This is a genomic window from Pseudoxanthomonas sp. Root630 (genome assembly GCF_001427585.1).
In the GTDB taxonomy this organism is placed as follows: Bacteria; Pseudomonadota; Gammaproteobacteria; order Xanthomonadales; family Xanthomonadaceae; genus Pseudoxanthomonas_A.
The window spans coordinates 50,831-64,965 of sequence record NZ_LMGY01000005.1 but is presented as its reverse complement, the minus strand read 5'-3'; the positions used below and the strand labels follow the sequence as shown (position 1 = coordinate 64,965).

At 61.5% G+C, this 14,135-nt stretch carries 11 protein-coding genes; 5 read left to right on the top strand and 6 right to left on the bottom strand.

Annotation, left to right across the window (positions count from 1 at the left end; translation table 11 throughout):
- The 6 genes from ASD72_RS20440 to ASD72_RS04780 all read right to left on the bottom strand — a co-directional run.
- Positions 1-1,598, bottom strand: a 1,598-nt coding sequence (locus ASD72_RS20440; protein ID WP_155944480.1) for an Mbeg1-like protein, incomplete at its 3' end; no start/stop codon positions are given.
- A gap of 22 nt (positions 1,599-1,620) precedes the next feature.
- Positions 1,621-2,115 (bottom strand): hypothetical protein, encoded by a 495-nt coding sequence (locus ASD72_RS04800; protein ID WP_056878813.1) that lies wholly within the window; start codon positions 2,113-2,115, stop codon positions 1,621-1,623.
- A 228-nt stretch (positions 2,116-2,343) separates the two neighbouring features.
- On the bottom strand, positions 2,344-3,765 hold the full coding sequence (locus ASD72_RS04795; RefSeq protein WP_056878812.1) for an HlyD family type I secretion periplasmic adaptor subunit: 1,422 nt from the start codon (positions 3,763-3,765) through the stop codon (positions 2,344-2,346).
- A complete protein-coding gene (locus ASD72_RS04790) occupies positions 3,762-5,936 on the bottom strand; it encodes a type I secretion system permease/ATPase (protein WP_056878811.1) in 2,175 nt (724 codons plus the stop codon). Before ASD72_RS04790 ends, ASD72_RS04795 begins: the two co-directional genes overlap by 4 nt.
- A 218-nt stretch (positions 5,937-6,154) precedes the next feature.
- Entirely contained in the window at positions 6,155-6,706 is a 552-nt protein-coding gene (locus ASD72_RS04785; RefSeq protein WP_155944479.1) for a hypothetical protein, read from the bottom strand.
- Positions 6,707-6,733: 27 nt separating this feature from the next.
- The gene (locus ASD72_RS04780) at positions 6,734-7,672 is read right to left on the bottom strand and encodes a DNA-binding protein (RefSeq protein WP_056878809.1); all 939 of its coding nucleotides are present in this window, start codon (positions 7,670-7,672) and stop codon (positions 6,734-6,736) included.
- Between the two features lie 106 nt (positions 7,673-7,778).
- Here ASD72_RS04780 and ASD72_RS04775 point away from each other — a divergent pair, with 106 nt between their 5' ends.
- The 5 genes from ASD72_RS04775 (at position 7,779) to ASD72_RS04755 (ending at position 14,118) form a co-directional block, all read left to right on the top strand.
- Positions 7,779-8,855 carry a site-specific integrase gene (locus ASD72_RS04775; protein WP_056878808.1) on the top strand — a complete coding sequence of 359 codons (1,077 nt, stop codon included), beginning with the start codon at positions 7,779-7,781 and terminating at the stop codon, positions 8,853-8,855.
- A 167-nt stretch (positions 8,856-9,022) separates the two neighbouring features.
- Positions 9,023-10,186 carry a hypothetical protein gene (locus ASD72_RS04770; RefSeq protein WP_056878807.1) on the top strand — a complete coding sequence of 388 codons (1,164 nt, stop codon included), beginning with the start codon at positions 9,023-9,025 and terminating at the stop codon, positions 10,184-10,186.
- Positions 10,179-12,422, top strand: a complete 2,244-nt coding sequence (locus ASD72_RS04765) for a Mov34/MPN/PAD-1 family protein (protein ID WP_056878806.1) — start codon at positions 10,179-10,181, stop codon at positions 12,420-12,422. Before ASD72_RS04770 ends, ASD72_RS04765 begins: the two co-directional genes overlap by 8 nt.
- A complete protein-coding gene (locus tag ASD72_RS04760) occupies positions 12,419-13,513 on the top strand; it encodes a patatin-like phospholipase family protein (protein WP_056878805.1) in 1,095 nt (364 codons plus the stop codon). The genes ASD72_RS04765 and ASD72_RS04760 overlap by 4 nt, the downstream gene beginning before the upstream one ends.
- Positions 13,510-14,118 (top strand): hypothetical protein, encoded by a 609-nt coding sequence (locus ASD72_RS04755; RefSeq protein WP_056878804.1) that lies wholly within the window; start codon positions 13,510-13,512, stop codon positions 14,116-14,118. Before ASD72_RS04760 ends, ASD72_RS04755 begins: the two co-directional genes overlap by 4 nt.
- Positions 14,119-14,135 lie beyond the last annotated feature (17 nt).

Below are 14,135 nucleotides of genomic sequence, written 5' to 3'. Positions count from 1 at the left end.
CCTCGGCCTTGAACTCGTCTGTGAATCGCTTGCTCGCCATAGATCCTCCGATCCTCAAAAGACACTATCAGGTGTCTACGGAATCGGGGGCGTACCAACGTGTCTACTCCATCGCCGCCCTGCAGAAGGTCAACACCCTCACCGCCATCCAGATAGTCTCTTCCTCCGGAACCGTAGAGAGTGTCATCATTGTCGCCGCCGTACAGTCGGTTCTCGCTTGTGTCCGAATCTTCGGTACTCGATCCAGAGTACAGGATGTCGTTTCCGTCACCGCCATGGATCTCGTCACTACCCGATCCTCCGCGGAGAGTATCTGATCCGTCCCAGCCAAAGATGAAATCGTCGCCACCGCCCGCCGAGGCCGTGTCATTTCCAGTGCCGCCGAGAATCAGATCATCCGTGTCCTGCTGGGCTTCGAACTGGAGGCCTCCCTGACCCGATTGCACAACAAAGCTACTGAACCTAGATGCGTCAGTTGATACTTCTCCCTCCTCTGCGAGCCATTCCGTAACGCTGTTACGGAGGCGGTCTTGTCCTTTTCGATCAGAAGTCGAGGAGATATTCGCAAGATCAAACTGAGTGCCCGCGTGCACTCTTTCAATGAATCCTTCATAGCTGCCGCCAGTCTGAAAGTAATGGTACTCAGCCAGCGCGGCCAGGATGCCCCGATTCAACGTCTCCTCGAATGCTGCCCCTACGTCTCCTATGTCTTGGAGATCTTGACCAAGAACATCCAGTGCACCTTCACCACCTGCTGCGTTAGCAAGGTGTCGATTGTGAATCCTGGCCATGAAGTCAGGCCGGTCGAGTCGACTGTCCGACCCGTAAAGCCCCTCATCAGAGAACACCTGGAAGGATCTTGTTTGCTCCACGACGCCAGTATTGAACTGGCTGGATCTCATCACAGCGCTCAACAGGTCCATGGAATGCAACCCAACCATTGTGCTGATGGGATTGGCTTCAGTCAGTGGAGGCTTGCCTACGACGTATGTGTGATGGGAGCCTTGGACGGTGGGAAGAGCTGCCCGTAGAAGTTCCAGCACTTCTCCAGCCACGCTGTACCCGACGACCTGGGATTCCCGCTGGGGGAATAGCGCCCCGCCGCTGGACGTGTAGGCATCGAGCGCTGCATTCCTGTAACCACTCGGGTGTGGCCAGCCATCTATAAGGGCGAGGAATTCTTCGCTTCTTGCAGTGAGTTCAAACGGAGCTGGGTCGAAGACAGTGGCAGCGACGTCGAACATCACTGCCATTACCGAGGCCAGACCACCGCCAAGGGAGTGACCCGTAAACGTGAACGTCGCGCCTGGATTCTGCGACATAACATTTAGCACGTAGCTAATCGCTGTGAGGACCTGAGGCGCTGTAATGCCAACGCCTGCCGGAACATTCGTTGTCCAGTCTATTGGCGATTGGTTTGTTCCGGCAAAGGAGATGACGATCTCGCCACCTCGAACGTAGGAGCTTGCCGAGAAGCCCCACTCGTCATCGTCTTGTCGAGCGAACTGTGACCACCCGCCCGTAAGAGGGGTCTTGTTCGAGTTGGGCCGCGCGTACACATGCGTAGCCAGCTGAGCCAGTTCCAAATTCGTAGCCATCACCTAATCTCCTAAGTCCGTTTTAGTAGGTGTCACAGTAGTTCTCTTGCTCTTTTCCCCACGTACGCAGCACGCTTTGAAAAATGGGAGCCGCACTACGGCGCCTGAGCTCCTTGTCCGAGTCCGTCACCAATCGAGGCTCGCCATCGGCGCGCGGCCCCGTCAGAAGGTTCGCTTTCTTCTCTAGAAATCTTTCTTCGAGTGCCACCGGTGTCCAATGGCCCCCATTCTTGGATTGATACTCGAGGTACGGCGGCCTGGGGCGGCCGGCCTCGTACCAACTCTCGCAAGATGAGAAAGTCGCGATCAAAGACCACGTACCGGCTTCTTGTTCGTAGTCGAGGATCATCGGGACGGCTGTGCCCACCCATTTCGGTGGGAGCGGGGCAAACCTGCCTGAAATGTCGAACACCTCCACCGTCATTTCCGATTGCTTCCAGGCCTTAGGCCCACCGAGTTCCGAGTACTTCTCTCCGTCGGCGGTTCGCTCGACCAGCACACGTAGCTCGTCGTTCACATCAGCGTGCTCCTGCCAATGCAGCGTTACGTCATTGCAACCAGCGAGAATAACTGTCAGTAGAACAATGAGTACTCGAAGAATCGCGTCGCGTGGCGACTTGTGTGACAAACGCGGCCGAAGCTGCTCTCCATTCAGATTCAGTGTAGCCACAGGTCCTCCGAGTTTGATTCGCAATCTTAAGTAAGAAGCCCAACTTCTCGTGCGGCTTTCATAAGACCCTAGAAGTCACCTTTCCCTGAGTGATTCCTCACGATGTTGCTTCAGAGGGCTCAACAGGTAGTCGATCAATCGCCTTCTTCCCGTCTTAATCTCGACACTCAAGCTCATGCCCGGCGTAAGCGCCACTTTCACACCATCCACCACTAGTGTGGTATCTGTCAGTCGAACCCGGGCTGGAAAAACCAATCCCAGCTTTTCATCCTGCGCTGCATCATGGGAAATGGTTTCGACCACCCCGTCTAAGTATCCATAGCGGGTATAAGGAAAGCTTTCTACTTTGACTGTCGCCCGCTGACCCGGCCGAATGAAGCCGATGTCCTTGTTCAGAACGGTGGCCTCCACTTCCAGCGACTCCTCGCTGGGCACTACGGCCATGAGGGCTTGCGCGGGCGTCACGACACCCCCGATGGTATGTACCGTCAACTGCTGTACGTTGCCGTCTACGGGAGCGCGCAGCTGCATCAGCCTGTCTCGCTGCTGCGTCTTGGCGACCTGAGGCCGGTACTGCCCCACTTGCTCGCGTGCCTGGCGAAGGCCTTCGAACATTTGCTGACGCGTGTCAGCCTCCAGCACCTGTAGTTCCTCACGCGCTCCGGCGAGTGCCGAACCTGTCTCCAACAAGGTTGCTCGTTGTGCCGTCAGCGAGCGCTCCATCTCGACCATCTCCTGTTTTCGCGCCAGAAACTCGTGCCGACTGACGTACTGCCCATCCAGCAGCTTCTCCAAGTCGGCCACGCGCTCTCTGGAGATCGCCAGACTTTGCTCCATCGGCGAGATCTGGGAGCGCACGGTGTTCTCTTGTGCCTGACGCTGGGCGATGGTTGCTTGAAGGCTCTGCCGCCGCGCCTGGTACTCCGCCAGCTCGCTTGCCGCCAGCAACCACTCAGCACGCACACGATCATTTGGCAGGCCGGGCTCCTCAGGAGCACCGGGAAGAAGACCCGACTCGAGCGCCTTTGTCATTGCCTCAAAGCGGAGCGCAGCCAAGCGAGCATTGAGCAGCGCGTCGCCCGCCTGCTCGAAATCCGCTCCGGTCGCAGTGGCATCCAGCTCGACCAGCACATCGCCCTTCCGTACCGCCTGTCCATCCCGGACCAGGATGCGGCGCACCACGGCGGTTTCGGCGGTCTGGATGACCTTGGTACGAGAGTTGACGACGGTCTTGCCCGAGGCGACCGCGACGATGTCCAGCTTTCCGAAGATCGACCAAAGCAGAGCCACACAGAACAAGGTCATGATGATCCGCATCGTCCAGCGTGCTGCTGGCGATGCCGGGCTCTCGACCAGCTCCAGCTGAGCGGGCAGGAAGGCTAGTTCGTCGTCCGACCGCTTCGGTGGGTCCAGTTGTGCGCGCACCTTCCAGGCCGCTGAGAACGCCTGGCCATAACGAGCCAGGAACTCTTTGGTCGCACTCAGGATGTGCTTCATGCGACACCTTGCTGGAGCTTGTAGAGGTGCGCGTACTGGCCGCCCGGACGGTCGACCAATTCCTCGTGGCGGCCCGACTCCACAATCTTACCCTTGTCTACAACGACGATCCGGTTGGCCATCCGCACGGTAGAGAGACGGTGGGCGATGATGAGTACCGTGCGCCCCTGGCAGATCGCCCGCATGTTCTGCATGACGGCATGCTCGGACTCGTAGTCCAGCGCACTGGTGGCTTCGTCGAAGATCAGGATACGAGGATTGGTCACCAGCGCTCGAGCAATGGCGATGCGCTGACGCTGTCCGCCCGAAAGCCCTGCCCCGTTGTCGCCCACCTTCGTGTCATAGCCTTCCGGCAGCTGGGTGATGAAATCGTGCGCGCCGGCCAGCTGTGCGGCGTGGATTACCCTCTCCAGCGCCATGCCAGGATCACCCAAGGCGATGTTCTCGCGGATGCTCCGGTTGAACAGGAAGTTCTCCTGCAGCACCACTCCCAACTGCCGGCGCATCCACGCCGGATCGGCCAGCGCCAGATCATGGCCGTCGATCAGGACGCGCCCGCGCTCGGGTACATAGAGGCGCTGCACCAGTTTGGTCAGCGTGCTCTTGCCCGAGCCTGAGCGCCCCACGATGCCAATGACCTCCCCCGGCGCGATATCCAGGTCGATGCCTGCCAGGACCTCTGCCGTATCCGGGCGGTAACGGAAACCAACGCCCTCGAACGTCACGCGACCCTGTATCGCCGGCAGCGTCATGCGGCTGCCGGGCACTTCGGTCCGAGTATTGAGGATGTCGCCCAAGCGCTGGACAGAAATGCCTACCTGCTGGAAGTCCTGCCAGAGCTGGGCCAACCGCAGGATGGGCGCCGCCACTTGGCCGGAGAGCATGTTGAAGGCGATCAGCTGGCCAACCGACAGATCCCCTTGGATGACCAAGCGGGCGCCAAAGAACAGGATGGCGACGCCTACCAGCTTCTGCACCAACTGGATGCCCTGCTGGCCCACGTTGGCCAGGCGCGCCACCTTGAAGCCGGCACCCACGTAGCCCGCCAACTGCGCATCCCATGTGCGGGTCATGCGCGGATCCACGGCCGTGGCCTTGACCGTGCCTATTCCATTGATGGTCTCGACCAGGAAGGACTGGTTTTCGGCACCTCGTGCGAACTTCTCGTCCAGGCGCTTTCTCAGCACCGGCGTGATGGCAGCCGACCACAGTGCGTACACGGGAAGGGAGAGTACGACGATCAGGGTCAGCCAGAAGCTGTAGTAGAACATCACCGCCAGGAACACACCGGTGAATAGCAGATCCAGCACCGAGGTCAGCGCTTGCCCGGTCAGGAAGTTGCGGATGTTCTCAAGCTCACGGACGCGAGCTACCGTCTCACCTACCCGGCGCGATTCGAAGTAGGCCAGCGGCAAGCTAAGGATGTGGCGGAAAAGGCGAGCTCCCAGCTCTACGTCTATCTTGCTGGTGGTATGCGAGAAGACATAGGTCCGCAGCCCGTTAAGAGTCACGTCGAAAACAGCGATCGCCACCAAGCCGATCGCGATGACTTCCAAGGTCGTCAGGCTCTGATGGACAAGCACCTTGTCCATGACCACCTGGAAGAACAGGGGCGTGACCAAGGCGAACAACTGGATGAACAGAGAAACGACGAAGACTTCCAGCAGTATCCGCCGATATTTGACCACCGCAGGCACAAACCAGCGGAAGTCGAACTTGGCCAACTCGCCCAGCACGGAGGCGCGCGACGCCACTAGCAACAATTGCCCACTGAAGCGTTCGGAAAACTGCTCTCGGGACAACACTTGGGGTCGCTGCAGCTTCAGATCCTGAATCAGGATTTGTTGATCATTGGCTTTGGCAACGATGAAGTGCTGGCCGTCGGGCTGGAACGCCATTGCCGGCAACGACACTTTGTTCAGACGATGGACGGGTACGGCGGATATCTTCGCCTTAAGTCCTAGTCGCTTTGCGGCCAGCAGGAGGCCGGTTGCATCAAACGGCTCGTTCCCTTGTCCGTACTCATGCTTGAGTTGACTGGCATCGGCCGCCACGCCGTGATACTGAGCAAGCAGCGCCAGCCCAGCGAGACCCAGGTCTATGGGTGAGTCGTCTTCCTCGTCGGACGGCAATTCGTCCACCAGCACCAGTGGGCTGCTTCCCTGAGCCATCAGTAGATCCCCAAATCACTGTCAGCGCGTTCCCTACGCTCTCTGGCGGAATGGCTACCAGAGCGAATGGAGCCCGAGATGCCTACGCCGTCAGTGGCACGCGGCTCTCGGACGTATCCTGATTTTCCGAGCGCTCCCTTGTCAACAAGCTCGATCGGTTGTTTAGGCGTAAATGCATTTCTGTATGTGCATTTACCAGTGCGGCGGAGTCCTGGCCGTCAACCGTGCTCGGAACTGTGCGGCGGTGCAAAGCAATCACGCGGTAGTGTGAGCTCCCAGACGGAATGCATGGCTTGGACGCCTGGGACGCCGAGGGTCAACAGACCACGCAACATGCCCAGTCGCCTATGGCCTTCAATGAGCAGACGCGCCGGCATCGGCATGCCCCGAGGATGGGTGAGACCTTCGCTATTGGTGGCGACGATGATCGGGGTGGGGAATGTGCCGTGTTCGGTCATGTAGCGCCCAACCCAGAAGTCCAGATCTTCTTTGGGGTCCAGCTGGCGCGCAGCCAGATCGTCCCAGGAGTCGAAGCGGCCAATGTCCAGAATGGCCTGGTTGTCATACTGGCGTGGCTGAAATGCAAAGCGTTCGATACCGCGGCTGACCCATAGGCGTTCAAAGTCATCCCAATGCCGCCAGACCCACTCGCGGATGACGTCCTCCGGAAAATTGCTCAGCGCAGCCGGCCAGCGTTCTAGATAGGCCTCGAACGACTCCTTCTCCATGCCGCCATACCCGCGCACACGCAGCGTCTTCGGATCAACCATTGGGTTTGTTCCCGTCGGCGAGCTGAGCTAAGACGAGGTTTTGCGTCGCCGAGAACCTACTTGGGCCTTGGGCGGTGGGCTCGCTTTGCGTGGCCGCGGTTTGGGCGGCTGCAGCTGTGCCAGCGTGGCTTGCAAAGCTGCAGGCAATTCGCCCAACCCCGCCAACTGCTGCTCGAGCGTGTCGGCCCGGCCGCGCTGCACCCCGGCCTCGCGCTGCGCGGCAGCGGTGGCGGCCTGTGCGTCGTCCCGCTGATGACGAAGGGCTTCGCTGGTGCGTTGCAGGGCTGTCAGCTGGCTGCGCACGTCCTTCGTTTCCTGGCGAGCGCGATCGATCTCGCTGTGGGCCCGATCTTCCAGCGCCCGCAGGTGCTGGGCTTGGGTATCGCGTTCGGCGATCAGACTTTCCTCGCGCTGGGTTGCGCGCTGTTGAGCGGCGTGGAGGTCAGCCTCCAAACGCGCACTGCGTGCCTCCAGGTTTGCGCGTTGCCCGCTCAGGTCGCGGATCTGCTCCTGCTGCAGATCGCTCGCCCGCTGCAGGTCAGCCAGACGCTGCTGGGCGGCCGCCAGCGCTTGGCTCGCCTGGTCTGCCGCGTCTGCCGCGTCGCGTAGCTGCGCCTGCCGCTCCCCTTCCCGGCTTTCAAGGTCGCGGCGCTGAGCATCCAACTGAAGCCGGTCCTGCGCCATGGCCTGTTCGGCGTCAGTTCGGGCAATGCCCACCGCTTGCTCCCAGAGCTGCTGCGCCAGGCGACTGACCGGTGCTGGCAACTCCGGTATCGCCTGCTGAGCGCTATGCGCATGCAACCGCGGCGCCAGCCCCCGCCACCACGTCTCCAACCAACGCGTGACTGTGTTGGGCGAGCCGGTGCCCAGGTGCGCGCGGATGCGATCAACGGTAGGCCGTTCGCCGGCAGCGACCAGTTCATCGGCGGCGGTATGCACGTCGGATTCGGTGATGCCGCGGGCCATCGTAGGTCTCCTCCTGCAAAAAACGGGCTGGTCGCGCTGTACATCCGATAAGTTATATTTACCGGAATTAATCACATAATTACATAGTGTTACATACATAGTACATATGAAACATAACGATAGTCCGCCGCTGGTCCGACGGCACGCACCGCTTCAACCCGACCGCTTGGCCGCACAAGCCGCCCACGCCGTGCGCGAGATCCTCGCCGCCGCGGCGTCGGCCAACACCACCCGCAGCTATGCCAGCGCCCTGCGCTATTGGGCCGGCTGGTTCCAGGGCCGCTACGGCCAAGCGTTGACGCTGCCGGTACCGGAGGCGGCGGTGATCCAGTTCATCGTCGACCACCTGCCCCGCCGCACCGCGAGCGGCCCGGCGTGGGAGCTGCCTGCTGCGCTGGATGAGGTGCTGGTATCCAGCGGCCTGAAACAACGCCCAGGGCCGTGGTCGCTGGCTACCGTCATCCACCGCGTCGCCGTGCTGTCCACCGCCCACCGGTTGCGTCAGGCGGCGCCCAATCCGGCCGAGGCACCGGGTGTGCGCCACCTGCTCGCGCGCAGCCGGCGGGCCGCGGTCAAGCAAGGCGTACGAGCGCGCAAGAAGACCGCGCTAGCGCGACCCGGGCTCGAGGCGCTGCTGGCCACCTGTGACGACTCGCTCGAGGGGCTACGCGATCGCGCCCTGCTCTGCTTCGGCTTCGCCTCCGGCGGGCGCCGGCGCAGCGAGATCGCGGCGGCCGACCTGGCCGATCTGCGGGCGTTGCCCGAGGGCGGCTATGTGTACTGGCTGGGCCACAGCAAGACCCAGCAGGCCGGACCGTCGATCGGGTCCACGCCGGACAAGCCCGTGTTGGGTGCCGCCGCGCAGGCCCTCACGGCGTGGCTGCAGGCCGCGGCGATCACCGAGGGGCCCATCTTTCGGCGCCTCTGGGGCCCGCGGATCGGGCCCGGTCTCAGCGACAAGGCCGTGGCGTCCATCATCCAGCGGCGTGCGCGCCTGGCGGGCTTGGAGGGGGATTTCGGCGGCCACAGCCTACGCTCGGGCTTTGTGACCGAAGGCGCCCGCCAGGGCATTGCGCTGCCCGCCTTGATGGCCATGACCGAGCACCGGGCCGTGGCCAGTGTCATGGGCTATTTCCAGAGCGGCAGCGCGACGGCCAACCCCGCCGCAGACCTGCTGAAATAGTCATTACGTTTGTGCAGCCTATCACTTGAATTTAGAGCTTCTCGTCACAAACCTGACTGAAGCTTCCCAAGGAAGGGCCCACTCGGGGAGTCCTGAAGCGTCGCACGCTCTGCGACGTCCCCGGGCCATGTTTGCTCACCCACGGTGGGTACAAGCAGGAGGCCTCCATGCAAGCCAAGCATCAAGTCATCTTCTATCCCGTCGGCAACGGGGACACCACCCAGATCGTCCTGGCCGGTGGCCGTCGCGTGCTCTTCGACTTTTGCCACCGCGACAAGAGTGAAGAAGACGACACTCCGGAAATTGATCTCAAGCGCGAGTTGAAGAAAGACCTGAAGGCAGTCGATCGCGACTACTTCGACGTTGTCGCCTTCACTCACGCTGACAACGACCACATCCAAGGCAGCACCGACTTCTTCGAACTGCAGCATGCTGCCCGTTATCAGGGCGACGGCCGCATCAAGATCAAGCAACTATGGGTACCGGCGGCCATGTTGCTTGAGGAGGCCGACAAGGATCACCAATCCGAAGAGTATGTGCTGCTGCGTCAGGAAGCACGCCATCGCCTGCTTGAGGGCAAGGACATCTTGGTGTTCTCTCGGCCGCAGGCGTTGATGGACTGGCTAGAGCCAAAGCTCAAGGCCCGCGGCGAAGCGGTCACCGCGCGCGACCATCTCTTCATTGACGCCGGCACCCTGGTACCCGGCTTCTCGCTTGCCCACGATCAGGTGGAGTTCTTCTGCCACTCTCCCTTCATCCAGCACTGCGATGACGGCGACATCATCCGCAACAGCGCAGCGCTGGTGTTCAACGTCCGCTTTCAGATCGGAAGTCGCACCTACGACTATCTGGAAGTGGGCGATGCCGAGTACTGCGACCTGGAAGATATCGTCTCGATCACGCGATATCACGGCAATGACGATCGTTTGGAGTGGGATCTGTTCAACCTGCCCCACCACTGCAGCTATCGTGCGCTGAGTGACGAAAAGGGCGACCGGGAAACGGAGCCGGTACCGCTGGTGAAGGACCTGCTACTGATGGGCAAAGCCGATGCCTACGTCGTCAGCTGCAGTAAGCCCGTGCAGGACTACAAGGAAGCGTACTCACAAGTCCAACCACCCCATATCCAGGCACGCAAAGCCTATGAACGCTACCTGGGTGAGGTCGGGGGGCGGCGCTTCCTGGTCACCATGGAAGAGCCCAACGCCAACCGCCCTCAACCCATCGTGTTCGATGTTGAGGCCGGTGGCGTGAGTCTGGTGCGCGCCACCATTGCAGGATCTGCGGCGATCATCACCTCACGTCCGCCTCGCGCCGGTGCCCATGACTGAGGCGTACTACGCGCTGGACGGAACACCGGTTGAGGACAGGTCCAGCCTCAGCGAACGGGCGCGTGCGCTGCTGGTGGCCGTTGAACGTCATCGGGAGTTCCGCCTCATTAGCGTCGAACGCCTGGCCATTGATGGTCTGGTCGACGAACTGATCACCGTGGAGGTGACCTGCGACGGCGTTCCACCCCATAACGACTACGGCTTGCAGTTTCGGGAACGGCTGACGCTGGTCGTGCCCACCAGCGCCGCTGCGGTGCCGCAGGTGTTGGCACTGCGCAAGGACTTCCCACGCCTGGCGCACCAGAATCGTGCTGCGCCGGATACGCCTGCCAACTTGTGCCTGTATTTCGAGCCTCCGAGAGCTGTATTGCGGAGTTGGACGCCGGAGGCGTTCCTGGAGCGCATCCTGTGGTGGTTTGTCCAGAATGCCCGCGGCGAGCTCCATTTGGCTGATCAGCCGTTGGATCAGTTGTTCTTCGCCGGCAGGGATGAACTGGTCTTGCCATGGGATATCGATCGGTATGCTCTTGGAACCGAGTTCGTCTTGCTATCCCAGCCTCCTCGCCCCGATCAGGGTCATACGCTTCTGCTGCGCCCAGCCGACCAGGTGGACCCGGCAAGCCGTACGGTCAACTTGATCTCGGTAACGTTGACCCCTGTGCAAGCGGGGGCGGTTGAGATCTCACCATCGAACCTGGGACAGTTGAGCGACAGCTTGGAGCATCGGGGTGCAGCGCTGCTGCCAGCGATGTGCGAGCGTTTTCAAGCCATGGTGGGCGCTGCGGGTGTGCCGGCAAGAAAGGAACACCCACTGACCGTGGTGATGGTGACCATCCCTCTCTACCGCGATGTGCCGGAGCATATCGAGACGCTGACAAGGCGCGCCTTTCTGATCGATGCCGATCCCTTTGCAGTGGGCGTGGCCTGCGGAGCGCTGTTCAAGCACGAAGGCAAGTACTTCAGCGCAGCGGGTTTGCTGGAATCCACCGAAGACGCTGCAGGATGGCGAAGCCAGGGCGTGACGCCCGTAGCGGTCCTTCGAGAGAACGATCCCCAGCGTGCGCGATGGCAGGCGGGCTTGGATGAGCCCGGTCCGCTGATCACATTGGTAGGAGCCGGCTCCCTTGGCAGTGCTTTGCTGCATCTGTTGGGGCGTTCTGGTTGGGGGACGTGGACGGTGATCGATAGCGATCACGTAAAGCCCCACAACTTGTCTCGCCACATGGCCCTCAATCACCAACTTGGCAGACTTAAGGTGCTTGCCGTGCAGGAGTTGCACGAGGCCGCATGGCGAGGCGCGTACCCCCTGCATGCAATTGCAGCCGACGCGCTGGATTCAGAAGACAAGGAAGTCCAGACCGCACTGCGCGATGCCGAGCTCGTGCTTGATGCGTCCGCAGATCTGGACTATCCACGCCTGGCCAGTATGCGTGATCGAGCACCGAGGCACGCCTCCGTGTTCATTACGCCCAGCGGCCAAGCGGCGGTACTCATGCTGGAGGATGCCGATCGCCATATCCGGCTCAGGACACTGGAAGCCCAGTACTACCGCGCGATATTGCAAAGCGAATGGGGGGCGTCGCATCTGGACGGACACTTGGGGGCGTTCTGGAGTGGTGCCAGCTGCCGGGATCTGTCCACCGTGCTGCCCTATGCAAGGGTCATGGCCCATGCCGGGCTCTTGGCCGAGCAACTGCCCACCCTATTGACCTCTCCGGAAGGCGCTCTGCGCGTGTGGCAGCGAACATCCTCCGGGGATCTCGTCGCCTACACGCTGGAGCCGCATCACGAGAAGGCGCTACCCGTCGATGAGCGTCTGACCGTCTATCTTGATAGAGGGCTGGAGGCGGAGCTTCGCCACCAGCGCGAGACCGCCCTGCCCAATGAGACCGGGGGCATCCTGCTGGGTTACCACGATTTCAACGTGGGGGCCTTGGTGTTGGTAGCTGCCATACCCGCTCCGGGTGATAGCAAGAGCACGCCGCATTCGTTTGAACGCGGACTGGAAGGGTTGAAGGCTGTCGTGGAGCAGGCCGCGCACCGGACCGCCGGGGTGGTTCGCTACGTTGGCGAGTGGCACAGCCATCCACGCGGCCACTCCGCCAACCCCAGCTCCGATGATCTTTACCAGTTGGCCCATCTGACACTGCAGATGGGGAGTGAAGGACTGCCGGCCGTCCAGCTAATCGTCGGTGAGCACGATCTTTCCGTCTTGACCGGAGCCGAGCGCCTATGAACGATCCTTTCGGCAAGCCGATCAGCCTGGTGCTCTCTGGCGGGGGCATTCGGGCCATGGTCTTCCATATGGGCGTGCTGAAGTATCTTGCCGAGCAGGGCGCGCTGGAGTCAGTGGCCCGCATTTCCACCGTGTCTGGCGGCAGCTTGATCACTGGCCTGATTCTCCAGAGCGCAGGGCTGCAATGGCCCTCCTCGGGCGAGTACCTTCGACAGATCTACCCCGCGCTACGGGCGCAACTCTGCAAGCGAAGTCTGCAATGGGGCGCTGTGCGCCAGCTCCTGCGACCCCGCAACTGGCAGTACGTCCTATCTCGCGCCAATGCGCTGGCCGCAGCCTTGCGCCATGAATGGAAGATCCAGGCGCGTCTGAGCGATCTACCCGCATTCCCCGTTTGGTCGATCAACGGGACCAATGCGGAGAATGGGGCTCGCTTTCGCTTCAAGCGCGATAGCCTGGGTGACTACAAGAGCGGCTATGCCTCGGCAGAGGATTTCACCCTGGCCGATGCCATGGCCGTATCCGCAGCCTTCCCAGGAGGATTTGGCCCCCTGCGCCTATCCACGCGTCGCTATATCTGGCGAAAGCGGCAGTGGGATGCTCCCGAGAGCTCGGCCACGGTGGCGACCCCGGCCCATCGCTTCCTGCATCTGTATGACGGCGGTGTCTACGACAACCTGGGCCTGGAGCCCTTCTTCGACGCAGGGCGCGGCGAGCCTAAGCACGCGGACCAGTTCATTCTGGTGTCCGATGCAGGCGCGCCGCTGGCGCCGGGGTTTGCCCACGGACCCTTCAGCCCATTCCGACTTAAACGCGTGGCCGACATCATGTCTGATCAGTCACGTGCGCTGCGTGTGCGAACCTTTGTCCACTATCTGCTGCAGGGCGCTGGGCGAGGAGCGCTCGTGTTCCTGGCCAGTCCAGCGATAGGGACTGATCAAGAGCGCGCATTCGTGTCGGCTTTCCCTACCACGCTCACCAAGCTTTCGTTGGCCACGTTTGATCTCCTTGCCGGCCGCGGCTATGCGGTGGCCAAAGGACTGCTCGCCGAGCAGCTCGTTCCTGCAGTTTCAGCAACGGAGCACGCATGAGCGCAAAGAAGGGCCTACTGCCGTGGCTGGGGGCATTCGTCGCCCTCGATATGGTGATCCTCGGCGCATTGCTCGTGCCGTTCTGGCAGGACCTACGCATGGACCCGCAGAACGTGACCGGCATGTTGAGTAGCCTGCTCGTACCCCCAGCAGTGCTCTTGCTGACAACGCTGTTCTCGGCCGATCTCAAGGCATCGCTGGCGTTCTGGCGGCCACGACATGCCCTGCCCGGCCATCGAGCCTTCAGTAAGTACCTGGAAGGCGATTCGCGCATCAACCAGGGCGCGTTACGCAATCGTCTAGGGGATTTCCCGACCGAGCCGGTTGCCCAGAACACGCTTTGGTACCGCCTCTACCGCCAGCATCGGGATGATCCAGCCGTTCTTGATGCGAACAAGCGCTTCTTGCTGTTTCGTGATCTGGCGACCCTGTCTTTCCTGTTGGCCCTGGGAACCCCGGCACTGCTGAAGATTTTGGGGCTGCCCATGGCGATGGCGCCGGCCGCGGCGATTTTTGCCATCCAGTACGTGCTCGCATGCGTGTGCGCGCAACAAAGCGGCATTCGATTTGTCCGAACCGTGCTGGCGATAGAGAGCAGCACCTAGCGCAGCTAACCTGCCAC

Coding starts and splice junctions, on each gene's coding strand:
- ASD72_RS04785 (WP_155944479.1), bottom strand. CDS start 6,706: ATGGTTGATCCGAAGACGCTGCGTGTGCGCGGGTATGGCGGCATGGAG.
- ASD72_RS04755 (WP_056878804.1), top strand. CDS start 13,510: ATGAGCGCAAAGAAGGGCCTACTGCCGTGGCTGGGGGCATTCGTCGCC.
- ASD72_RS04775 (WP_056878808.1), top strand. CDS start 7,779: ATGAAACATAACGATAGTCCGCCGCTGGTCCGACGGCACGCACCGCTT.
- ASD72_RS04770 (WP_056878807.1), top strand. CDS start 9,023: ATGCAAGCCAAGCATCAAGTCATCTTCTATCCCGTCGGCAACGGGGAC.
- ASD72_RS04790 (WP_056878811.1), bottom strand. CDS start 5,936: ATGGCTCAGGGAAGCAGCCCACTGGTGCTGGTGGACGAATTGCCGTCC.
- ASD72_RS04760 (WP_056878805.1), top strand. CDS start 12,419: ATGAACGATCCTTTCGGCAAGCCGATCAGCCTGGTGCTCTCTGGCGGG.
- ASD72_RS04780 (WP_056878809.1), bottom strand. CDS start 7,672: ATGGCCCGCGGCATCACCGAATCCGACGTGCATACCGCCGCCGATGAA.
- ASD72_RS04765 (WP_056878806.1), top strand. CDS start 10,179: ATGACTGAGGCGTACTACGCGCTGGACGGAACACCGGTTGAGGACAGG.
- ASD72_RS04795 (WP_056878812.1), bottom strand. CDS start 3,765: ATGAAGCACATCCTGAGTGCGACCAAAGAGTTCCTGGCTCGTTATGGC.